Annotated in this window: 19 protein-coding genes and 1 tRNA gene; 11 read left to right on the top strand and 9 right to left on the bottom strand. The window is 69.0% G+C overall.

What is annotated here, in order from left to right; all coding sequences use genetic code 11:
• The first annotated feature begins 25 nt into the window (after nucleotides 1-25).
• The 4 genes from C8E87_RS15495 to pknB are packed head-to-tail and all read left to right on the top strand — an operon-like array spanning nucleotide 26 to nucleotide 6,235.
• Nucleotides 26-1,534, top strand: coding sequence for an FtsW/RodA/SpoVE family cell cycle protein (locus tag C8E87_RS15495; RefSeq protein WP_438866064.1), 1,509 nt, complete (start codon nucleotides 26-28; stop codon nucleotides 1,532-1,534).
• Nucleotides 1,531-3,027 carry a penicillin-binding transpeptidase domain-containing protein gene (locus tag C8E87_RS15490; RefSeq protein ID WP_133873753.1) on the top strand — a complete coding sequence of 499 codons (1,497 nt, stop codon included), beginning with the start codon at nucleotides 1,531-1,533 and terminating at the stop codon, nucleotides 3,025-3,027. The genes C8E87_RS15495 and C8E87_RS15490 overlap by 4 nt, the downstream gene beginning before the upstream one ends.
• A 2-nt stretch (nucleotides 3,028-3,029) precedes the next feature.
• On the top strand, nucleotides 3,030-4,376 hold the full coding sequence (locus tag C8E87_RS15485; RefSeq protein WP_133873752.1) for a serine/threonine-protein kinase: 1,347 nt from the start codon (nucleotides 3,030-3,032) through the stop codon (nucleotides 4,374-4,376).
• On the top strand, nucleotides 4,373-6,235 hold the full coding sequence (gene pknB, locus C8E87_RS15480) for a Stk1 family PASTA domain-containing Ser/Thr kinase (protein ID WP_133873751.1): 1,863 nt from the start codon (nucleotides 4,373-4,375) through the stop codon (nucleotides 6,233-6,235). The genes C8E87_RS15485 and pknB overlap by 4 nt, the downstream gene beginning before the upstream one ends.
• Nucleotides 6,236-6,279: 44 nt before the next feature.
• Here the strand turns inward: pknB and C8E87_RS15475 are convergent, their stop codons facing one another.
• Genes C8E87_RS15475 through C8E87_RS15460 form a run of 4 tightly spaced genes read right to left on the bottom strand, consistent with a single transcriptional unit; the run spans nucleotide 6,280 to nucleotide 10,289 of the window.
• Complete coding sequence (locus tag C8E87_RS15475) at nucleotides 6,280-6,930, bottom strand: aminodeoxychorismate/anthranilate synthase component II (RefSeq protein ID WP_133873750.1); 651 nt, start codon at nucleotides 6,928-6,930, stop codon at nucleotides 6,280-6,282.
• Nucleotide 6,931: 1 nt separating this feature from the next.
• A complete protein-coding gene (locus C8E87_RS15470; RefSeq protein ID WP_133873749.1) occupies nucleotides 6,932-7,237 on the bottom strand; it encodes a hypothetical protein in 306 nt (101 codons plus the stop codon).
• Between the two features lie 5 nt (nucleotides 7,238-7,242).
• Nucleotides 7,243-9,477: a class E sortase gene (locus C8E87_RS45545; RefSeq protein WP_239080658.1), complete on the bottom strand. Its 2,235-nt coding sequence runs from the start codon at nucleotides 9,475-9,477 to the stop codon at nucleotides 7,243-7,245.
• Nucleotides 9,477-10,289 (bottom strand): DUF881 domain-containing protein, encoded by an 813-nt coding sequence (locus C8E87_RS15460; protein ID WP_133873748.1) that lies wholly within the window; start codon nucleotides 10,287-10,289, stop codon nucleotides 9,477-9,479. Before C8E87_RS15460 ends, C8E87_RS45545 begins: the two co-directional genes overlap by 1 nt.
• A gap of 180 nt (nucleotides 10,290-10,469) precedes the next feature.
• Between C8E87_RS15460 and C8E87_RS15455 the strand changes: the two genes are divergently transcribed.
• Together C8E87_RS15455 and C8E87_RS15450 are read left to right on the top strand one after the other, a co-directional pair.
• Complete coding sequence (locus C8E87_RS15455; RefSeq protein WP_133873747.1) at nucleotides 10,470-10,733, top strand: cell division protein CrgA; 264 nt, start codon at nucleotides 10,470-10,472, stop codon at nucleotides 10,731-10,733.
• 184 nt (nucleotides 10,734-10,917) lie between these two features.
• Complete coding sequence (locus tag C8E87_RS15450) at nucleotides 10,918-13,062, top strand: (Fe-S)-binding protein (RefSeq protein ID WP_133873746.1); 2,145 nt, start codon at nucleotides 10,918-10,920, stop codon at nucleotides 13,060-13,062.
• Nucleotides 13,063-13,065: 3 nt separating this feature from the next.
• On the opposite strand, the gene C8E87_RS15445 is transcribed toward C8E87_RS15450, so the two are convergent.
• On the bottom strand, nucleotides 13,066-13,734 hold the full coding sequence (locus tag C8E87_RS15445) for a GOLPH3/VPS74 family protein (RefSeq protein ID WP_133873745.1): 669 nt from the start codon (nucleotides 13,732-13,734) through the stop codon (nucleotides 13,066-13,068).
• 100 nt (nucleotides 13,735-13,834) lie between these two features.
• Between C8E87_RS15445 and C8E87_RS15440 the strand changes: the two genes are divergently transcribed.
• The 3 genes from C8E87_RS15440 to C8E87_RS15430 all read left to right on the top strand — a co-directional run bounded on the left by C8E87_RS15440 (nucleotide 13,835) and on the right by C8E87_RS15430 (nucleotide 17,386).
• Entirely contained in the window at nucleotides 13,835-15,169 is a 1,335-nt protein-coding gene (locus tag C8E87_RS15440) for a hemolysin family protein (protein ID WP_133873744.1), read from the top strand.
• Nucleotides 15,162-16,202, top strand: a complete 1,041-nt coding sequence (locus tag C8E87_RS15435; protein WP_133873743.1) for a hemolysin family protein — start codon at nucleotides 15,162-15,164, stop codon at nucleotides 16,200-16,202. Before C8E87_RS15440 ends, C8E87_RS15435 begins: the two co-directional genes overlap by 8 nt.
• 437 nt (nucleotides 16,203-16,639) lie before the next feature.
• Nucleotides 16,640-17,386 carry a LamG-like jellyroll fold domain-containing protein gene (locus tag C8E87_RS15430; protein ID WP_243755150.1) on the top strand — a complete coding sequence of 249 codons (747 nt, stop codon included), beginning with the start codon at nucleotides 16,640-16,642 and terminating at the stop codon, nucleotides 17,384-17,386.
• Nucleotides 17,387-17,390: 4 nt separating this feature from the next.
• Here C8E87_RS15430 and C8E87_RS43710 read toward each other — a convergent pair whose 3' ends face one another.
• Nucleotides 17,391-17,531 (bottom strand): hypothetical protein, encoded by a 141-nt coding sequence (locus C8E87_RS43710; RefSeq protein ID WP_166661174.1) that lies wholly within the window; start codon nucleotides 17,529-17,531, stop codon nucleotides 17,391-17,393.
• Between the two features lie 153 nt (nucleotides 17,532-17,684).
• On the opposite strand from C8E87_RS43710, the gene C8E87_RS15425 reads away from it, so the two are divergent.
• Nucleotides 17,685-18,155 carry a YcxB family protein gene (locus C8E87_RS15425; protein WP_133873742.1) on the top strand — a complete coding sequence of 157 codons (471 nt, stop codon included), beginning with the start codon at nucleotides 17,685-17,687 and terminating at the stop codon, nucleotides 18,153-18,155.
• Nucleotides 18,156-18,560: 405 nt separating this feature from the next.
• On the opposite strand, the gene C8E87_RS15415 is transcribed toward C8E87_RS15425, so the two are convergent.
• Nucleotides 18,561-18,631, bottom strand: a tRNA-Gly gene (locus C8E87_RS15415).
• Nucleotides 18,632-18,682: 51 nt separating this feature from the next.
• Complete coding sequence (locus C8E87_RS15410; protein WP_133873741.1) at nucleotides 18,683-19,183, bottom strand: pyridoxamine 5'-phosphate oxidase family protein; 501 nt, start codon at nucleotides 19,181-19,183, stop codon at nucleotides 18,683-18,685.
• Between the two features lie 75 nt (nucleotides 19,184-19,258).
• Between C8E87_RS15410 and dcd the strand changes: the two genes are divergently transcribed.
• The gene (gene dcd, locus C8E87_RS15405) at nucleotides 19,259-19,837 is read left to right on the top strand and encodes a dCTP deaminase (RefSeq protein ID WP_133873740.1); all 579 of its coding nucleotides are present in this window, start codon (nucleotides 19,259-19,261) and stop codon (nucleotides 19,835-19,837) included.
• Between the two features lie 44 nt (nucleotides 19,838-19,881).
• Here the strand turns inward: dcd and C8E87_RS15400 are convergent, their stop codons facing one another.
• Nucleotides 19,882-20,799, bottom strand: a complete 918-nt coding sequence (locus tag C8E87_RS15400; RefSeq protein ID WP_133873739.1) for a hypothetical protein — start codon at nucleotides 20,797-20,799, stop codon at nucleotides 19,882-19,884.
• Nucleotides 20,800-20,863 lie beyond the last annotated feature (64 nt).

Here is a 20,863-nt window from a genome sequence, read left to right as displayed (position 1 = left end):
GCTCGACCATGTCTGGGGATCCTTCTTGACCTCGCCCGCCGTGCCTCCACTCTCGCCCGCTTCCACGGGTGAGATGGCGCGTATCCCGGGAATGAAGACCCAGCGCAATGCCGAGCTGGGTCTGCTCGCGTTCGCCATGGTGCTGGTGGCGGCGTACGGGGCGACTGTCGAGGCCGGCCGGATCGGCGAGATCACCCCGACGTTCTGGGTGCCGGCCGCGCTGCTGAGCGTCCTGTTCCTCGGCCTGCACTTCGTGGTGCGCTACACCGCGCCGTACGCCGATCCCGTGCTCATCCCGGCGGTCGCCCTGATCAACGGGCTGGGCGTGGGCTTCCTGCGGCGGCTCGACATCGGCGACGCGCTCTCCGAGAAGCAGCCGATCCCGGGTATCTTCTCCGGCATCGGCGGCCGCCAGCTGGCGTGGACCCTGATCGCGTTGATCCTGGCCGCGGTCCTGTTGCTGGTAGTACGCGACCACAAGGTCGTCTCCCGGTACGCGTACACCCTGGGCCTGACCGGCATCGTGCTGGTGATGATCCCGGCCGTGCTCCCGGGCAGCATCTCCGAGGTCAACGGCGCCAAGCTGTGGATCCGCATCGGCTCGTTCTCGATCCAGCCCGGTGAGTTCGCCAAGATCGCCCTGGTTTCGTTCTTCGCGTACTACCTGGTCCGCAAGCGAGAGGTGCTGTCGCTGGCGAGCCGCCGTTTCCTCGGCATCGACTTCCCGCGCGGCCGCGACCTCGGCCCCGTCGTCACGGTCTGGCTGCTCAGCCTGCTGGTGCTGGTCTTCGAGAAGGACCTCGGCACCGCGCTGCTGTACTTCGGGCTGTTCATCGTGACGCTCTACGTCGCCACCGAACGATCCAGCTGGCTGATCATCGGTCTGCTGTTGTTCTTCGGCGGCGTCTACGTGGCGTACCTGCTCGGCGCCTCGGTCGGCGGCCCGTTCGCGAACTTCTACGACCGCGCCGAGGTCTGGCTCGACCCGTTCAACAACGCCAACTACGAGCGGCTCGGCGGCAGCTATCAGCTGGTGCAGGGTCTGCTCTCGCTCGGCACTGGGGGCCTGTTCGGCTCCGGCCCGGGTGGTGGCTCCCCGCGGTTCGTGCCCGAGGTGCAGAACGACTTCATCTTCGCCGGCATGGGTGAGGAGATCGGGCTCTTCGGCCTGTCCGCCTTGCTCGTGCTCTACCTGCTGATCGTCGAGCGGGGCCTGCGCTCGGCCCTTGCCGTACGTGATTCGTTCGGCAAGCTGGTCGCGGGCGGTCTGTCGTTCACCCTGGGTTTGCAGATCTTCGTCATCCTGGGTGGTATCACCGGGCTGATCCCGCTGACCGGTCAGACGACGCCGTTCCTGTCGTCCGGCGGGTCGTCACTGATGGCCAACTGGCTGCTGATCGCGATGCTGCTGCGGATCTCGAACGCGGCCCGTGGCCCGGCGGCCAGCGGCAGCGGGTCGGACAGGGCCGGTGGCGGAGCAAAGAAAGCACCAGTTCAACTGCACGGCGCCATGACGGAGGTGATCAAGCCGTGAACGCACCACTTCGACGGGCCGGCGTGGTCATCCTCGTCCTGTTCGGGCTGCTCTTCGCGAATCTCAACTGGGTGCAGGCGTACAAGGCCGACGACTACCGCACCAACGACTACAACCGTCGTGTGGTGGTCGCCCAGTACGAGCGACCCCGGGGCGTGATCGAGGCCGGCGGTCAGGGGGTCGCGACCAACAAGGTCACCGACGACGCCCTGAAGTACCTGCGCGTCTATCCGCGTAAGGAGGTCTACGCGCCGGTGCTGGGGTACAGGCCCGTCGGCCTGGCCGCGACCGGCATCGAGAACGCCGAGAACGACTTCCTCTCGGGTGAGAGCGACAAGCTGTTCGCCGACCGGGTCAAGGACATGTTCACCGGCAACAACACCGGTGGCGGCAACGTGCTGCTGACGCTCAACACCAAGGCTCAGGAAACGGCCTGGAAAGAGCTGAACAACAACGAGCGCGGCGTCGACAAGGGCGCGGCGATCGCGATCGACCCGCGTACGGGCGCCGTGCAGGCCATGGTGTCGATGCCCAGCTTCGACCCGAACCCGCTGGTCAGCCACGACGAGAAGGCGGCCGCGGCGGCGTACAACAAGCTCAACAAGGACCCGGACCAGCCGCTGCTGAACCGCTCGACCGCCGAGACCAAGCCGCCCGGCTCGGTCTTCAAGGTGATCATCTCGGCTGCCGCCCTGCAAAACGGTTATACAACTGAGACCGAGATCGAAGCGGGTCGCGAGTACCGCGAGAGCGGGGCGGTCATCCGCAACTCCGAGGACGAAGTTTGCCCTGGTAGCCGCATTGATCTGAAGGATGCGCTGACCACCAGCTGCAACACCGGCTTCGCCCGGCTCGGCGTGACGCTCGGCCGCGACAAGGTGATCGACACGGCCAAGGCTTTCGGTTTCCAGGACGACCAGCTGACCGTCGGCAACCTCGAGGGCAGCGGCCTGCCGGTCGCGATGAGCGACACCGGCAAGATCGCCAACCCGGACGGCGGCGTCGACAAGGGCGCGTTGGCCCAGTCGTCGCTCGGCCAGCGCGATGTCCGGATGACCCCGCTGCAGGGCGCCCTGATCGCCGCGACGGTCGCCAACGACGGCAAGCAGATGCGCCCCTACCTGGTGCAGAAGCTCACCAGCCCGGATCTTCGGACGATCTATTCCGCCGACCCGAAGACGCTGCGCACGCCGATCAACAGTCAGGTCGCCGGCGACCTGAAGGAGATGATGGTCAGCGTCGTCCAGAACGGCACCGGCCGTCGCGCCCGTATCTCGGGCATGGAGGTCGGCGGCAAGACCGGAACGGCCCAGAACGCTGAGGGCGCCGATCCGCACGGCTGGTTCATCGGTTTCGCCTTCAACGACAAGGGTGAGGCGGTCTCGGCGGTGTGCGTCATGCTTGAGAACGTGCCGGGTGGCCACGCCAGCGCCGAGGCGGCCCGGATCGCCGGGCTCATCATGAAGGCCGCGGCAGGTCGGGGAGGGGACTGAGCATGATCAGCCCTGGGGTGACCCTTGGCGGCCGATACGTTCTCGACGAGCGGATCGCCGGAGGCGGGATGGGCGACGTCTGGCGCGGCACCGACGAGGTGCTGGGCCGGACGGTGGCTGTCAAGATCCTGCTGCCCGCGCTGCTCGACGAGCCCGGCTTCGCCGAGCGGTTCCGGGGCGAGGCCCGCACGATGGCCACGATCAACCACCCCGGGGTTGTCGACGTCTACGACTACGGCAGTGATCAGCAGCTCGCGTTCCTGGTCATGGAGTACGTCGAGGGCGACGCTCTCTCGCGCACGTTGAGCCGGGTCGGCCGGCTGACCCCGGCCCGGACGATGGCGCTGATCGCCCAGGCGGCGGACGCGCTGCAGGCCGCCCACGCGAACGGCATCGTGCACCGCGACGTGAAGCCCGGCAACCTTCTCGTACGCCCTAACGGCACCCTGGTGCTGACCGACTTCGGTATCGCCCGCTCCGCCCTGGTGGGGCAGCTCACCGTGGCCGGCTCGGTGCTCGGCACGGCGTCGTACATCTCGCCCGAGCAGGCCTCCGGCGCGGTCGCGACACCCGCCTCCGACGTCTACGCGCTCGGCGTGGTCGCCTATCAGTGCCTCTCCGGGCATCGGCCGTTCGACGGCGCGACGCCGATGGAAATCGCCATGAAGCACGTACGGGAGACACCGCGCCCGTTGCCCGGTGACATCCCGCCGCAGGTCCGCGCGATCGTCGACCGTGCCTTGGCCAAGGACCCGAACGCCCGCTGGCCGTCGGCGTCGGCGCTGGCCGCCGTGGCCCGGCAGGCCGCCGCCTCGCTGGCCCACCCGGCCCAGGCGCAGGCGCCCACCGGCGCCCCGGCACGCGCGGCCGGCCCGGTCAGCCCCGCGCCTGTCCACCCGCAGAACGGCGGGCGCCCGTCCAGCGGCGCCCCGATGCCGGGCTCACCGATGGCCGGCGGGGCTCGTCCGCCGTACCCGCCGGTGCCCCGGCCCGTCTCGGGGGCGCGCGGGGCGGCTTCGGTACCCTCTGGTCCGCCCGTTCAACCGCAGCCCTACCGTCAGCCGTATCAACCACAGCCGGCACCGGCCGCCAAGCCGGAGAGCTCCGGCGGGCGACAGGTGCTGATCGTCCTGGCTGTGGTGCTGGCGCTGCTGGTCCTGCTCTGCGCCGGGGTGATCTCGTTCCTCTACAACCAGCAGAAAAACGGCGCGTTGGGCAGGGGAAACGCAGCTATCGCCGACACGGGCGTCACCGGCGGGGAGCCATCGGTGGCGTCGTACCGTCTAATCACACAGGCGGGCGCGACCCCCGGCTGGATCAAAGCTAACGAAGGACGACAGACGCTATGACGGCGCAGGCCCGCCTGCTCGGTGGCAGGTATCAGGTCGGCGAGCTCTTGGGCTACGGCGGCATGGCCGAGGTGCACCGCGGACGTGACCTCCGGCTCGGCCGTGACGTGGCCATCAAGATGCTGCGCACCGACCTGGCCCGCGACGCGACGTTCCAGGAGCGTTTCCGCCGCGAGGCGCAGAACTCGGCCGCCCTCAACCACCCCGCGATCGTCGCCGTCTACGACACCGGCGAAGAGATCTCGTCGACCGGCGAGAAGCTGCCGTTCATCGTCATGGAGTTCGTCAACGGACGGACCCTCAAGGAAGTTCTGGCCCAGGAGCAGCGCATCCCGCCGCGCCGGGCCCTCGAGATGATCGCCGACATCTGCGCCGCCCTGGAGTTCAGCCACCGGCACGGGATCATCCACCGGGACATCAAGCCCGGCAACGTCATGATCACGCAGAACGGCCAGGTCAAGGTCATGGACTTCGGCATCGCCCGAGCCCTGGCCAGCGGCGCCACGACCATGACGCAGACCAGCGCGGTCATCGGCACGGCGCAATACCTGTCGCCCGAGCAGGCCCGCGGCGAGTCCGTGGACGCTCGCTCCGATGTGTACGCAGCCGGCTGTGTGCTGTTCGAGCTGCTCGTGGGCCACCCGCCGTTCGTCGGCGACAGCCCGGTGAGCGTGGCCTACCAGCACGTACGGGAGGAGCCGCGCGCTCCCAGCGACATCAACCACGAGGTCCCGCCGGATGTCGACGCCATCGTCCTCAAGGCGCTGGCCAAAAACCCGATGAACCGTTACCAGAGCGCTCAGGAGATGCGTGCCGACGCCCTGCGCGCCGTCGCGGGTCGTCCGGTGCTGGCCACCCCGGTGATGTCCGAGGCCGAGACGATGGCGATGCAGGGCCCGCCGTCGCGGCAGTGGCAGCCCCAGGCCGCCACGACGATGCAGCGTCCCGTCGGGGGTGGCGCGCGCCCGCCGGAACGCCGCTCGACCTGGGTGTGGGCGTCGCTGGCCGCCCTCGGCGTGCTCGTGGTGATCGTGCTCGGTGTCGCGCTGGCCAACTCACGCCAGAACGCGAACAACACCAACGCCGGCGACGCGCCCACCTCGGCGCCCGTGACGTACACGATGCCCGATCTCGAGGGCAAGACCGACGAGGAGGCCCTGGCGCTCCTTCGCAGCGCGGGCATCACCCAATCCCAGATCTCGCGCGACAAGCCGGAGATCCGCCAGGACTGCGACGGCACGGTCATCGCGCAGGATCCCAAGCCGAATGAATCGGTCGGCGCCGAGGCCAAGGTGAGCTACCAGCTCTGCCAGAAGCCGGAAAAGGTCGAGGTGCCCGACAACCTGGTCGGCTCGACGCAGGACGCGGCCAAGAGCGCGCTCGAGGGTCTCGGCTTCCGGGTCAACTTCGAAGAGGTGCCGAGCCTCAAGCCCGAGGGCACCGTCGTCAAGGTGGAGAAGGCCGGCCAGGAGGTCAACCCCGGCCAGACCCTGACCGTGCAGATCTCGAACGGCCGGCAGACGAAGATGCCGGACGTGGTGGGCAAGCCACTGGCCACTGCGCAGGGCATCCTCGACAACGCCGGCCAGTTCAACATCAACACTGTCGAGGTTCAGGACCCGAACGCTGTCCCGGGCACCGTGATCGAGCAGAACCCGAGGGCGAACGCCACGGTCACCAAGGGCGACAAAGTCACCCTTACCGTCGTGGCCGAGCCCAACCCGGACGACACCGAGCCCAACCCGGACGACACCGAGTCCCCGGGCAGCGGCAGCGCCGGCGGCGGATCCGGGTCGGGCTCCGGCGAGGGCACGAACGGCCTGATCGGTTACCCGATCACCCCGGCCCGCCGCGACTGACAACCACACAGAACGGCCGCCCCGAGATGGGGGCGGCCGTTCTGTCATGCAGTGGCGAAAGCGGCGCGACGCCGGGTCTCGACCTCGGCGGCCAGCGGCGGCGCCTTCTCGAGTGCGGAGGGCAGGCCGCACGAGGCGAGCCAGTTGGCCAGCATGGTGTGCCCGCCCTCGGTCAGCACCGACTCGGGATGGAACTGCACGCCCTCGATCGGCAGGTCACGGTGGCGCATCGCCATGACCACCCCGGATTCCGTACGGCCGGTCACCTCGATCTCGGCCGGCAGCGTCTCTGGCACGACGGCGAGCGAGTGGTAACGCGTCGCCGTGAACGGCTCGGGCAGCCCGGCCAGCACCCCGGCCCCGCTGTGATGCACCTCGGAGGTCTTGCCGTGCAGCAGTTCCGGCGCGCGGGTCACGGTCGCCCCGAACGCGGCGCCGATCGCCTGATGACCCAGGCAGACCCCGAACATCGGAACCTTCCCCGCGTACGCCCGGATGACGTCCATCATGATGCCCGCGCGTTCCGGCGTGCCCGGTCCCGGTGAGAGCAGGACACCCGCCGCGCCGAACGTCCCCACGTCGGCCACCGAGATCTCGTCGTTACGCCGCACCTCGCAGTCGGCGCCGAGCTGACCCAGGTATTGCACCAGGTTGAACACGAACGAGTCATAGTTGTCGATGACCAGGATGCGCACGTCAATCACCGGGAATCTGGGCGGCGTCGGAGGGGTGTGGCTGGTTGGACTCGGTGCTGTACGGGATCTCGTCCGGCCCCTCGTGATCGGGGCTGTCCGGGTTGGTCACGTCGTCGGCGTCGCCGCCGCTCGGGCCCTGCTGCTCGGTGCCGGAGCCGACCTGCACGTCGTCGAAGGGCAGCAGCGGCGTGGCCCACGGGAAAACCACGTACCAGAGCAGCGCGGTGGTGGCGGCGATCAGGCCGAGCGAGCCGACCAGCTTGCCCCAGATCCCGCCGGGGAGCTTGCGCCAGATCCAGGCGTACATCCGGGTCAGGCCCCCTTGATCTCGGCCGGCATGCCGGCGTCGGGCAGGGCCTGGTCACGCTTGGCCGTCGAGACCAGCTCGGCGTGGATGATGAGCCGCTCGTAGTTGTTGTACTTCGGGTTGCACGTCGTCAGCGTGAGCAGCGACCGTTTCGGTTCGGCCCGGGGCTTGCCGGGCACGGGCGCGACCACCTCGACGGCGCTCGGCTTGACGACCTGCTGCTGGTAGACCTTGTAGACGTACCAGTTGGTGCGGGTCTCCACACCGATCACGTCGCCGCTCCTGAGCTCGTCGAGCCGCCAGAAGATCTTTCTGATCCGGTGACCGGCCACCGAGAAGTTGCCGACCTGCCCCGGCTTGGCCGAGTCGGGGTAGTGGCCCGGCGCGTAGCGGATGTCGTCCGGCTGCACGCCGTCGACGACCACCCACTGCTTGTCGAACTTCGGGATGTAGAGGCGGCCGACCAGGTTGGACCCGGGCGCGACCGGGCCCTTGGTGGGCGCAGCCGCTGTCGGGCCCACGGTCGGGTCGTTCCACACCTGGTCGAGCTCGCTGTCGAGCGCGTTCTGCTCGTCCTGCACCTTGGCCGAGTTGCCGAAGACCTCGTAGCCGGCGAACAGCAGAACGATCAGGCCGAAGGTGATCATCAGCTCGCCCGAGACGCGGATCGCACCGCGAATGCGTGAGCCGAGCGTCGGCCTGGTCAGTTCGGAGTAGACGCTCTTGTAACCCTCGTCGGTCTGCTCCGGCCGCAGCTTGACGACTTTTTCGCCACGCCTGGGCGCTTCCGGCGCCACCTCGTCCTCGGCCGGGGGCTTCGGAACGCCTGGCCCGGCCGGGGAGACGGAGGCGGCGCCCAGGGCGGCGTCGGGATCGGCTTTCGCCTTTGCGGCCTGGGCGGCGACGCCCGGAACAGCGGAAAGGAGCGCGGTGGGTGCCTTGATCGGGGACGGCTGCTCGTCGGGGCGCGGTATCGCCGGGAGCAGGCCGGTCGGTGCGTCCGACGTACGGATCACGGCAGTCTCACCGGGATCGCGCGGCGAGTTCGACAGGGTTCGGACGGCGGGCCCGGGGTTGACCGGGACATTCGGGCGCACCTGCTCGCCGAGGCCCGTGCCGTCGGTCGGGAAGGCGCCCGAGTTGTGGCCGGTGGTGGCGGGCGGACGGAACGCCTGAGCGGGAGCCGGTGTCGCGGTCTCGCCGAATCCGGATCCCCCTTGGGGTGCGCCGGGGAAAAACCCGTTTGCGCCCGTACGCCCGTCCGCCGCGCGCCCGTCCTGCCGGGAGCTGCCGAACTGGCGGTCGTGAGCGCGCGGCTCGCCGTAGGCCTGGCCACCGGGGGCGAAGGCCCGCTCGCCGCCGCCGTACGGCCCGTCAGCGGGCCGTGGGGACCCGAGTGGGGTGCCGGCCGTCCCGGCGCCGGTCAACGGCGTACGGGTGGGCTGAGCGGCTCGGAACGGCGGCTCGGCCGCAACGGGCGACCCGCTGGAGGACGCTGTGTAGTGAGGGCCGTTGACCGGCATGCCGTGCTCGTGCTGAGCGTGCGGCCACTCGTCCCCCCGTCCCGAAGGCGGCGCGTGTCCCCGTCCCGGGGGCGGCGCGTCCCCCCGTCCCGAAGGCGGCACGTCCCCCCGTCCCGGGGGCGGCAGCTGTCCGCGGCCTGAGGGCGGCGCGGGCGAGCCGGTCGGTACGGGGCCGGACGCAGGGCTGCTGGGCACGGGTGAGTCGAAAGGCGTCGTGGGGAAAGCCGTGCCGCTGGGCGGCGGCGCGGAGGCCCGGCCGGGGGGCGATGGCGCGAAAGCCGGTGGCGCGGAAGCCGTGCCGGTCGCCGGAGCCGATGCCACGCCGGTCGGGGGCACGGGCGAGCCCGTCGGCGGCGGTGCGGTCGGCGGGCGCTGGGGCGCCTGCTGCTGCTCGGCGGCGGCGAAGAAGTCGAACTCCTGGCGGCCGGGCGGCGGTGAGGCCGGGCTCAGGGCTCGCGCGGCGGCGCCCAGGGACCCGCCGGCGGTCGATCGCTGCTGCACTTCTTCGTCGGTGCGTAGCACCGCTGTCTCGGCGGCCGAGGGCGTCGGCGGTGGCAGCGTCGGCGCGGCGCCCAGGCCGATCTGCGGCGCCAGGGGACCCCCGGGCACGCCGTCGGGCGAGGCGTCGGTGATGCGTGGGATGTAGGCCGTCTGGGCGTCGGCGTCCGGGGCGCGGTGGCGTCCAGAGCCGGGCCCCGCGGGTGGGTTGTCGGCCATTACCCGGCAACCCGCGCCGATCGAAGGTCACTCGACCCGTCGTACGCCCGCACTGTCACGTTCCTCTCGACGGTTTCCGTATAGCCGAGGCCGAAGTCAGCGACCGCGTCCCTGAATTGCCTGACCCCTTCCGCGGACTCCAACGCGCGACGCATGGCTGTGGGTTCGCCGATTGCTGTGATCTTGAACGGCGGGGAGAAAACTTGGCCGTGAAGCAGCAGCGTATTGCCGACACAGCGTACCGCGCTGGTCGAGATCACGCGGACATCCATGATCGACATTGCCTCGGCCCCGCCGGCCCACAAAGCGTTCACCACCGCCTGCACATCGCCCTGGTGAACCACGAGGTCGTCGTTGTCGGGGGCGTTGGCCGCGACGAAGTCGTTGCTGCGGCGGGGGGAGTCGTCGAGCGTGACGGTCAGCCCCTGGCCCTGCAGGGCGGTGAAGCCCGCGGGCGTACGCAGGCCCTCGGCCGTCTTGCGGGCCGCGCCGACCGGGCCGTCGACCTCCGCCAGGCGGGCCGTGTCCTGGTCGACGGCGGCGCGCAGCCGGCCCGCAGCTTCCTCACGGGCCTTGAGCCTGTCGCGCTTGTCGGCGATCAGTTGGGTGAGCTGGGGCCGCCTGTCGTCGCGCAGGGCGGTGCCGTCGGCCGTCGTGGCCGAGGTGGTGAAGAGCAGACCTGCAGCGAGGGCGATCAATGGGACACCGGACGACCAGCCGCCCATGCGCAGGGTCGGGCGATGGGGCCGGAGCCCACGCCACGCGCGCCGCAGAACGAGCCGCCACGAGGGCGTGCCGGTGGTGTATTCCACGTCCTCGTATCCCCTCGAAATAACCGCGCCGGACATTTTCCTCGCCCGGCGGGTGCCTGTCTGCCCGCTGCCTTGACTACGCTAGCTGTCGAACATTAATCGCCACGGGCAGCATTCGGGGTCTCCGGAGCCGCTCAGCGGTGGGGTTGTTCACCACTTGTTGCCCTTCAGGAGAGCACCGTGCCGAAGTCTCAGGTCCGCAAGAAGAAGGTCTACACACCGCCGACGGACATCCGTCCGGCGGCTACAGCCGCGTCGAAGAAGCCCAGCCCGATGTGGCTGCCGATCAGTGCTGTGGCGCTGATCGTGATCGGCATCGCCTGGCTGGTCGTGTACTACCTGTCGTCCCAGCAGTACCCGGTGGAGTCGCTGCGGTACTGGAATCTGGCGATCGGTTTCGGGTGCATGGTCGCCTCGTTGGGCATCCTGTCCCGCTGGCGTTAAGCCCGTGATCCCGCTTACGCGCGGGTAGTGTGACTTTGTCCGATTAAAGCGCACCCCGCGCCGGTGGCCGGGGTGCGCTTCGTGCCCACGGCCCGGCCTCACTTGACCCGGTGGCGTGCGCCCGTCTATTACTCGTGGGTAACATGGGCCGCGGCGGACAGCCGATCAAGGAGGCACAACGCAGATGGGCATCGCGCAGATCATCGCCACCGTGCTGGCCGGCGCCATCACCATCGTCGCGGTCGTGCTCGCCGTTCGCGCCGTCCTGACCATCACGGCCGTGATCAGGCAGGGCAAGCCCGACCCGGCGCGCTTCGCCGACAAGCCGACCCGTACGAAGACCATGCTGGTCGAGACGCTGGGTCACACGCGGATGCTCAAGTGGAGCACGATCGGCGCCGCTCACTGGCTCGTGATGGTGTCCTTCATGATCCTGTTCCTGCTGGTCGTGGAGGCGTACTTCGAGGTCGTCGACCCCGAGGGCGGGCTCCCGATCATCGGGCACTGGGTCGTGTACGGGCTGGTCACCGAGTGGATCGGGATCCTCGGCCTGGCCGGCATCCTCTACCTGATCTTCGTGCGGCAGCGCAGCCTGCGGCAGAAGCGCAGCCGCTTCACCGGCTCGACGATGTGGCAGGCCTACGTCGTCGAGGCGGTCATCCTCGGCGTGCTGGTCTGCGGTTTCCTCATCCGCGGGTTCAAGGTGGCCAACGACACCTTCGAATACCCCGAATGGGCGACCCCGCTGTCGCACGGCGTCGGCTCGCTGCTGCCGGCCGCGCACGACGGCCCGACCTGGGTGGCGCTGGTCAAGCTGGTCATCTCGATGGGCTGGCTGATCACCATCGCGCTCAATCCGACGATGGGCGTCGCCTGGCACCGCTTCCTGGCCTTCTTCAACATCTTCTTCAAACGCGCGCCCGAGAAGCCGGCGGGCTCCGGGCTGGGCGCGCTGCGGCCGATGATGAGCGACGGCAAGCCGCTCGACTTCGAGGAGGCCGACCCCGAGAAGGACCAGTTCGGTGTGGCGCAGGTCGAGCAATTCACCTGGAAGGGTCTGCTCGACTTCTCGACGTGCACCGAGTGCGGGCGGTGCCAGTCGCAGTGCCCGGCCTGGAACACCGCCAAGCCGCTGTCGCCCAAGCTTCTCGTGCTGAGTCTGCGCGACCACGCGTACGCGAAAGCGCCTTATCTCTTGGCGGGTGGAGGCAAGGACCTCACCGGCGAGGAGAAGGCGACCGAGGCCCAACTGGCCCACCTCGATGTGCTGGCGCTGGCCGAGGGTAACCGCCCGTTGATCGGCGCCGAGGACGAGCAGGGCGTGATCGACCCGGACGTGCTGTGGTCGTGCACCACCTGTGGCGCGTGCGTCGAGCAGTGCCCGGTCGACATCGAGCACGTCGACCACATCGTCGACATGCGCCGCTACCAGGTGCTGATCGAGTCGAGCTTCCCGGCCGAGGCCGGCGTGATGCTGCGCAACCTCGAGAACAAGGGCAACCCGTGGGGCGCGCCGCAGAACACCCGGGAGGACTGGACCAAGGGCCTGGACTTCGAGGTGCCGCGGGTCGGCGAGAAGGAGGACTTCGAGTACCTGTTCTGGGTCGGCTGCGCCGGCGCGTTCGAGGACAGGGCCAAGAAGACCACCCGCGCGGTCGCGAAGCTGCTGCACGAGGCCGGTGTCGACTACGCGATTCTCGGCGAGGGCGAGACCTGCACGGGTGACCCCGCGCGCCGCATCGGCAACGAGTTCGTCTTCCAGATGCTGGCCCAGCAGAACGTCGAGACGCTGAACGAGGCGTTCGGGGACCGCCCCGTCAAGAAGATCGTGGCGACCTGCCCGCACTGCTTCAACACGCTGGGCAACGAGTACGAGCAGCTGGGTCTGAAGGTCGAGGTCGTGCACCACACGCAGCTGCTGGCCCACCTGGTGGCGACAGGCAAGCTGACGCCCGTGCAGCCGGTCGACGGCGGCGTGACCTACCACGACCCCTGTTACCTGGGCCGGCACAACCGGGTCTTCGACGCCCCGCGGGAGGTGCTCGGCTCGGCGGCCGGCGAGCTCACCGAGATGCCGCGCAACTCCGAACGCTCCTTCTGCTGTGGGGCCGGCGGCGCCCGCATGTGGATGGAGGAGAAGATCGGCAAGCGGATCAACGTCGAGCGTACGGAGGAGGCCCTGGCCACCGGTGCGAAGACGATCGCCGTGGGCTGCCCGTTCTGCTACACGATGATCGGCGACGGGGTCACCGGCAAGGGCGAGCAGGAGAACGTCGAGGTCGTGGACGTGGCGACGGTCCTCCTGCGCTCGCTGAAACAGGAGGTCTAGGGCCTACGAGGACGTGCCGGCGGTGGCCGCGGTGGTCGAGGCGACGATCGCGACCATCACGGCCGCCTGGATCTCGTCGATGGCCCGCTTCACGGCCTCGGCCGCCCAGGCCCCCTCGCTGATCTCCCTCAGCCGCGCCCTCACGACCTTCTGGTCCAGGTCACCGAAGACCTTCTTGTCCAGGTCGGTCGCCGCGACAAGCGAACACAGCGCCGCCGTACGGGGTTCGACCGCACCCGAGCCGAGTACAGCGCGCCGCATCCGGTCGCGCGCCGCGGTCTCCTGCACGGGTTCGACGCCGTGAGCGGCCGGATACTTCGTCCGCGGGAACACCCACAGCACTTTGTCCTTCTCGGCGCGCAGGATGCCCTCGTCCACCAGCTTGCCGAGCACCTGGGGCCGCGTGTCCTTGGCGAACTTCGACACCCAGTGGCCGGGCTTGCGTGGCTTGTCCTCGGCGACGATTCGCATCAGGGCCCCGTCCACCAGCGGGTCGCCGGTCGGGCTGATGTCGAGCGCGACCACCTTCTTGTCGACGACGTCGACCCGGCCCGCCATCGCCAGCTCGAGCAGCAGCCCACCGCCCAGGCCGTGGTCCAGGTGGGTGCCGTCGGTCAGCGGCGTGCCGTCGTCGTCGTACGCGAGCAGCGTGAACTCTTCGACCAGATTCATTCCCCGAAGATTTCCCGAATCGGGTGGTGCCAATCCTCACCTCGGGTGGGCACGCCGGGTTCGCCCCGGTCCGGCACAATGAGGGCGAGGTGAACCGATCATGGACGGCCTACTCCTGACCGCGGCGCTCCCGCTAGCAGCGTTTGCCCTGCTCACGGCGGGCAACGCGTTCTTCGTGGCTGCCGAGTTCGGATTGGTCACCGTCGATCGTGCCGAGATCGCCGCCCGCTCCGCTGCGGGTGATCGCCGAGCGCGCACGGTCCAGCACGCTCTGCACGAGCTGTCGTTCCAGCTCTCCGGCACCCAGCTCGGCATCACCCTTACCGCGCTGCTCACCGGCTACCTGGCCGAGCCCGCCCTCTCGAAATTGTTCAACCCGGCCGTCGAGCCGATCGCGGGCGACGCCACCGACGGCATCACGCACGCGCTCGCCCTGGTCGTCGCCACGCTGATCTCGATGCTCTTCGGCGAGCTGGTGCCCAAGAACGCGGCACTGGCCCGCCCGATGCGCGCCGCGCTGCTGACCGCCGCCCCCTTGCGTACTTTCTCCAAGCTCTTCAAATGGCTCATCGGCGGCCTCAACGGGTCGGCCAACTGGCTGGTCCGCCGGATGGGCATCGAGCCGCAGGAGGAACTGGCCAGCGCCCGGTCCCCCGAGGAGCTCGGCCTGCTCGCCGCGATCAGCGCCGACGCCGGGGCGCTGCCCGCCGAGACCGCCCTGTTGCTGCGCCGCACGATCCGCTTCGGCGAGAAACGCGCGGCCAAGGCCATGACACCGCGGGTCGACGTGGTCGGGCTCAAGACCACGGCCAGTGTGGCGGAGCTGATCGTCGTCGCGCGCGAGACCGGGCACACCCGCTTCCCGGTCTACGAGAACACGATCGACCTGGTCATCGGCGTGGTCGGGGTGCCCGACGCCCTGGGCGTGCCGCCCGAACGCCGGGGCGCCACCCAGGTCGCGACGATCGCCCGCGAGCCCGTGTACGTCCCCGAGAGCCTCGGCCTCGACAAGGTGCTGTCGGCGCTGCGCGAGGCCAACGCCGACCTGGCGATCGTGGTCGACGAGTACGGCGGCACCGATGGCGTCGTGACCGCGGAGGACCTGATCGAGGAGCTGGTCGGTGAGATCGCCGACGAGTACGACGTCGAGCCGGCCGAGACCTCGACGCAGGAGCTCACGGCGCCCGATGGCGAGAAGTCGTACCTGGTCGACGGTCTGCTCCGCGAGGACGAGCTGATGGAGCAGACCGGATTCGTCCTGCCCGAGGGCCCGTACGAGACGCTCGCGGGTTTTCTGCTGTCACGGCTCGGCCACATCCCGGTGGTGGGCGAGTCGTACGAGACCGCGGGGTGGGAATTCACCGTGATGGCGGTCGACCGGCACCGCATCGAACAGGTGCGGGTGTCCGTGCCGCCGGAGCCCGCCGATGACTGAGCTACTGGTCACCGCGGTGCTGCTGATCGGTAACGGGCTGTTCGTGGGCGGTGAGTTCGCGCTGATCGCCTCCCGGCGTACGGCCTTGGAACCGCTCGCCCCGACCAGTCAACGCGCCCGGTGGGCCCTGTCGGCCATGAGCCAGATCCCGCTCATGATCGCCGGTGCCCAGCTGGGCATCACGATCTGCTCGCTGGGCCTGGGCGCGCTGGCCGAACCGGCACTGGCCCACTTCCTCGAGGGCCCGTTCCACGCGATCGGCCTGCCCGAGAGCGCCATTCACCCGGTCGCGTTCGTGCTGGCCCTGGGCGTGGTCGTGTTCCTGCACACGGTGATCGGCGAGATGGTGCCGAAAAACATCACGCTGGCCGGGCCGGAACGGGCGGCCCTCATCCTCGGCCCCTTCATGCTGGCGTTCTGCACGGCCACGAAGCCGCTGCTCAACGCGATGCGCTGGGCGGCCCGGCTGGTGCTGAGGATCTGGTCGATCGAGTCGACGGACTCGGTGAAGACCGTCTTCACGGCCGAGGAACTGGCCGGCATGGTGACGCAGGCGCGCAGCGAGGGCCTGCTCGGCACGGAACAGTACGCCCGGATCCACGCCGCGCTCGAACTGCAGAGCAAGACGGCTGCCGACACCCTGCGGCCATGGTCAAGCGTGACGACGATCGCCGACGACGTGTCCCCGGCGACGGTCGAGGCGGTAGCGACCCGTACGGGCCGGTCGCGGTTTCCCGTGGTGCAGCGCGAGACCCGCCGCGTGCTCGGGTTCGTGCACGTCAAGGACATCCTCGGGTACGCCGCGGAACGCCGCACCCGGCCCATCCCGCCCGAGATCATCCGCCCGCTGGCGGTGGTGTCGCCGGAGCCAACGCTGGCCGACCTGCTGCTCACCATGCGCCGCGACCGCCTGCACATCGTGCTGGTCAGCGACGGCCGCCGCCCACTCGGCGTGATCACCCTGGATGACGTCATCCACGCCGTGGTCGGCGAGCCGGCCCACCCGATCGCCCCACCGGCGGCGGCACGCTGACGGCGTCAGGGCCGGTTCTCGGGCCGTAGGGTTCGCACCGCCTCACCCAGGCCCTGCGGGCAGGCAAGTCGGGGGCGGGCGCCCGCGGCGGGGTCCTGGGCCAACTCCCTCATCAACGAGGTGGCCGGCACCGGCATGACGATGGTCGCGATCGGGCCTTCCGTGGCCTGCTCGTCCGCTGCCACATGTCTCGACAAATCGGGCCGGTTCGGCGTACGCGGCCGGCTGCATCCGGGTTTCGGCGGGCCGGATTCGATCGTCGGATGGCCATTTCGGACAATAGCCCTATGTTCCGCAAACGGTGGTGGTTGGCCCTGGCGGGGTTGCTGGTTCTGGTCGGCACTGTGGCGCACGCTCAGCGGCCGTCGTCCGGACCGGCCTTCGCGGTGATCAAGCCGTCCGGATCCCCTCCGTTCAATTTGGGGGAAGCTCCCTCTGTGCGACACAAATCGGGCGGCGTGCGAGCGTTGGCCGGCCTGTTGCCGATGAGGGAACCGGTCGAGCAGAACTCCTCGCCGCCACCCGGCGCCGTCAGAACCGCGAGCGGGCCGGTGTCCGTGCGCTACGACTTCGACGGGGGAACAGGGCGGCCGATCACCGACCACCGCGGTCGCCACGAGTTGCGGCCACTCGGGCAGAATGGGGGCACACTGCGCCTTGTGCCGCAGGGGTCGGGTCTGGCCGTTTCCTATCCCGCCCGGTGCCGCATGGCCCGCGAACGCGACTGCCCGCGAGCGATCCTCGAAGGCGTACGGGATGACTCGCTCAACCCCGGGACAAGGCCGCTCCGGTACGGCGCCTCGGTGCGGATGACGTACGCGGACCTCGCCGACGGCGCCAACGTGGTGCAGAAGGGCTTCTCGGTCGGCGGGATCAGCCAGTACAAACTGCAGGTCGACCATCGCCTCGGCCACCCGAGCTGCGTGCTGGCCGGCGAGGGCCGCATCCATCGCGCCGAACCCGCCGTCGACGTGGCCGACGGCAAATGGCACACGCTGACCTGCACCCGTACGCGGGACAGACTGACGCTGGCCGTCGACGGGAAGCCGGCCGCTGCGGTCGCCGTGCCCGCGGACTTGTCGATCGCGAACGCCGAGCCGCTGCGAGTCGGCGGCAAAGGCACCGGCAAGAGCAACGATCAGTTCGCCGGGGCCATCGACGACGTCTTCATCCAGATCGGCTGAGCACCTACAGCGTCGGCGGGTTCTTGTCGTCACCCTGCTTGCGCCGGCTCTGCGTCCAGGCAAAGACGACGGCCGCGACGATGCCCGCAACCGCGATGAAGCAACTGAAAAGGATCAGCAGGTGCCAAGGTTTGATCGCGCCCATAACGGCACACCCTAGACCCTGCCCGCCCTGCGGCGATCATGGCTGGTCGGCTTGCAAGCTGGCGAAACAGTCCTCATGCCCTGCTGTCCGGAGCGGTGGCGGTCGGCCTAGCGGACGATGGTCGCCGGGTAGCGCAAAAGTTACTTTTCAGGAGTGTTTCTGCAGATCACCGCACAGCGGGACCCCCACCTGGCCGCGGCGGCCGCCCGGCACGACACGCGGCGGCCCGTGATGCTGGCCCGGGCCGGCGGGTGGGCGCTGCTCGGCCTGACCGTGCTGCTCCAGATGAGCGGTCAAGGGCTCAACGTCACGTTGCTGCTGGCCGGGGCGGTGCTGGCCGTTGCGGTGCCCATGCTCCTGATCAACCAAAGCGCCCGGCGAGCGTTTCGCGACGGCGGGCCCGCAACCATCGAGATCACCGACGGCGGGCTGGCCTGGTCGACGGCGGACAGCCGGCACACGTACGGGTGGAACGCCTTTGAAAACGTCGACCACCGGGCCGGCCGGCTGGTGTTCAACCTGGGCGGCTCCCGATCGGTCCACGTGCCCACGCGAGGGCTCAGCCCCCAGCAGATCCACGAGGTGCTGACAACAGCGCTCGCCAACGGCATCCCGGTCCGCTGACCTCCACAGTCTCTGTTTGCGCGTGGCCAGGCCGCCACCACGGCGCCGCGTCGTTGCCGGCCGCTCGGTCGGAGGTCCCTGGGGAGCGACGAAGACGGGTAGCCATTTTCTGGGAGCCTGCGGGACATCATGCCGCGGATGGGACACGACAGCCCGCGCGCTGCCTTGATCTACCAGCACACCAACAGGGAGGCGCCGACCACGGGATCGTCGATGCGATGGACCAGGCGGTGAAGACGGCCCGCCGCAAGCCGAGCAAACGGAAGGCGAAGCGGGTGGATCGGGGCGAAAGACCGGCCGCCGAAGCGAGCTAATGACCCGTTAATGGCCCATGCCTGTTTCAGTATGACCCAAACCACGGAGGCCCTGGTGGGACATGCGTCCCGACCAGGGCCTCCGTACGTGAGCGGGTGACGGGAATCGAACCCGCACTGTCAGCTTGGGAAGCTGATGTTCTGCCATTGAACTACACCCGCGGCGGCACCACTGTACCTGATTGGGGCCGCTCGGAGAGCACTGCCTCGCCACTAACTCACCGCGGCCAGCGGGCGGGATAACTCGGCGCGCCATGTGCGGGTCATCGGGGTCACGATCGGCAGCGCGGCCAGGGGCAGGGCGCCGGCGGGGCCGTGGGTGCGGAGGGTTGCCCGCTCGATGGTGAGTTCGAACAGGCGCCAGTTGACGTCGGGGGAGGCGTGCAAGGCGGAGGACAGGTCGGCGATCACCCGGGGGTCGTGGACGGGGATGGCCCGGCCGGTCAGGAAGGCCTCGTCGTCGTTCTCTTCCGGGGGAAAGGAGTGCAGCGCGTAGCGGCCGTCGCGTTCCAGGTCGCGTCGTTTGGGTGAGTCGATGATGAAGCAGTAGAGGCCCTCGTCGGTGATCACCGGTGACACCGGGTGAACCCGTGGACTGCCGTCGGCTCGCACGGTGGCCAGGTAGGCCAGGCCGGGACCGTACTGCTGGAGAAGCGCGCGGATGCCCGCCGCGAGAGTGGGTTCGGCGGCGAGGAAATCGGACCAGGAAGGCATGACGGCATTCTATCGAACATACGTTCGACACGCCCACTAAAACACGCCGAACGGGCAGGTAGGTATGGTGTCCCGATGCTGCTCTCCGACCGTGACCTGGTCTCCGAGATCAAGTCGGGCGATCTGGCCCTGGAGCCCTTCGAGCCGGCGTTGCTGCAACCGTCCAGCATCGACGTGCGGCTGGACCGTTTTTTCCGGGTGTTCAACAACCACCTCTACACCCACATCGACCCGGCCGAACAGCAGGACGACCTCACCGCCCTCGTCGAGGTGACCGACGGTGAGCCCTTCGTGCTTCACCCGGGCGAGTTCGTCCTCGCGTCCACCCTTGAGGTGATCACGCTGGGCGAGCAACTGGCCGGCCGCCTCGAGGGCAAGAGCAGCCTGGGCCGCCTCGGCCTGCTCACCCACTCGACAGCGGGCTTCATCGACCCCGGCTTCAGCGGCCACGTCACCCTTGAGTTGTCCAACGTGGCCAACCTGCCGATCAAGCTCTGGCCCGGCATGAAGATCGGCCAGCTCTGCATCTTCCGCCTGTCGAGCCCGGCCGAACACCCGTACGGCTCCGCCGTCTACGGCTCCCGCTACCAGGGCCAACGCGGCCCGACCCCGAGCCGCTCGGCGCACAACTTCCGCGTCTGGCCCACCGCGTAAGCCGAACTCCCCCGTGCCGGACCATGGAAGGCAGCTACGAGGACTCAGTGGCCCGGCCGATCATCGACCCTGGAGGTCGGGGGCCCTTCGGCAGGCTCATGCTCTGTTCGAGGTGTGACGCTGTCAGTCGAAGGCCGTGGACTCGGCGCCTCCAGGTCGAACTTGGTGGTCAGATCGGGGAGTGAGCGTATGGAGATGATGGAGGTGGACAGGATTATTTCTTGGTGCACTTCCACTCGGAACAAGCACTCGAAGTTGCGAAATCCGGCACAGAGACGAAGGAACTCTTCGTCCAGCGGTAATCGTGCGGCCGCCCACGTTCCAAATCCGTACAGGCCGGCCATGACAACGAGGCCTCGTTTGGGTGCGTATGGATTTTGCCCTCTGACGAGTATGCCGTAGTCGATGCGGAAGCTCTGTACGCTTCGTACGCCGTCCTGATCGGTGTGAATGAACCAGCTCCCATCGAGGTCGCGCGCGGCATTGTCCTGCAGAAGGTCGATTTCCCACTGTGGCGTATAGGTCTCGCCTGAGACGCGATCCGTGATCGTCATCGACGGGACGTCCACCTCGTAGCCGACCCCGATCTTCTCGAACACATTCGGAACCAGGGTGTTGACCTGCTCCAGGCCGAGGAGAATGAGGTTCTCCCGTTGCAGGCCGTCCGTTATCCGTCCGGCATTCGTCACCTCGAACGACGAACCCAGCTTTCCGATCATTGTCGCCAGCTCGTGGACCGCGCGGCTGTCACCACCGCCGACGAAGTCGGTCGGTTCCAAGTGCTTGAAGCGTGTCAAAGCGCCGACGAGAAGATAAGTGCGTCCGTGCAGCATCGTCCGACCCCAGAACGCGCGTCCGCGCCAGGAGCGGGCGAAACCGACCAGCCCTCGAACACCCACGCCGGCCAGAAAGACGATCACCGCCGCGATGATGTTGATCAGGAGATCCTGCACCCCGTTCACCGGCCACCTCAGCTTTCATCGCACGCTTGGCGGACACGCATCGATGGTCGTCTCAAGGGAGCCC

It is taken from the genome of Paractinoplanes brasiliensis (genome assembly GCF_004362215.1).
GTDB lineage: Bacteria > Actinomycetota > Actinomycetes > Mycobacteriales > Micromonosporaceae > Actinoplanes > Actinoplanes brasiliensis.
This window is presented reverse-complemented; position numbering and strand designations above follow the sequence as displayed.

Bases quoted from the DNA above. Each gene is read 5' to 3' on its own strand.
- pknB (WP_133873751.1), top strand. From the start codon at position 4,373: ATGACGGCGCAGGCCCGCCTGCTCGGTGGCAGGTATCAGGTCGGCGAG.
- C8E87_RS15445 (WP_133873745.1), bottom strand. From the start codon at position 13,734: ATGAATCTGGTCGAAGAGTTCACGCTGCTCGCGTACGACGACGACGGC.
- C8E87_RS15485 (WP_133873752.1), top strand. From the start codon at position 3,030: ATGATCAGCCCTGGGGTGACCCTTGGCGGCCGATACGTTCTCGACGAG.
- C8E87_RS45545 (WP_239080658.1), bottom strand. From the start codon at position 9,477: ATGGCCGACAACCCACCCGCGGGGCCCGGCTCTGGACGCCACCGCGCC.
- C8E87_RS43710 (WP_166661174.1), bottom strand. From the start codon at position 17,531: ATGGGCGCGATCAAACCTTGGCACCTGCTGATCCTTTTCAGTTGCTTC.
- C8E87_RS15450 (WP_133873746.1), top strand. From the start codon at position 10,918: ATGGGCATCGCGCAGATCATCGCCACCGTGCTGGCCGGCGCCATCACC.
- C8E87_RS15440 (WP_133873744.1), top strand. From the start codon at position 13,835: ATGGACGGCCTACTCCTGACCGCGGCGCTCCCGCTAGCAGCGTTTGCC.
- dcd (WP_133873740.1), top strand. From the start codon at position 19,259: ATGCTGCTCTCCGACCGTGACCTGGTCTCCGAGATCAAGTCGGGCGAT.
- C8E87_RS15435 (WP_133873743.1), top strand. From the start codon at position 15,162: ATGACTGAGCTACTGGTCACCGCGGTGCTGCTGATCGGTAACGGGCTG.
- C8E87_RS15470 (WP_133873749.1), bottom strand. From the start codon at position 7,237: ATGTACGCCTGGATCTGGCGCAAGCTCCCCGGCGGGATCTGGGGCAAG.
- C8E87_RS15410 (WP_133873741.1), bottom strand. From the start codon at position 19,183: ATGCCTTCCTGGTCCGATTTCCTCGCCGCCGAACCCACTCTCGCGGCG.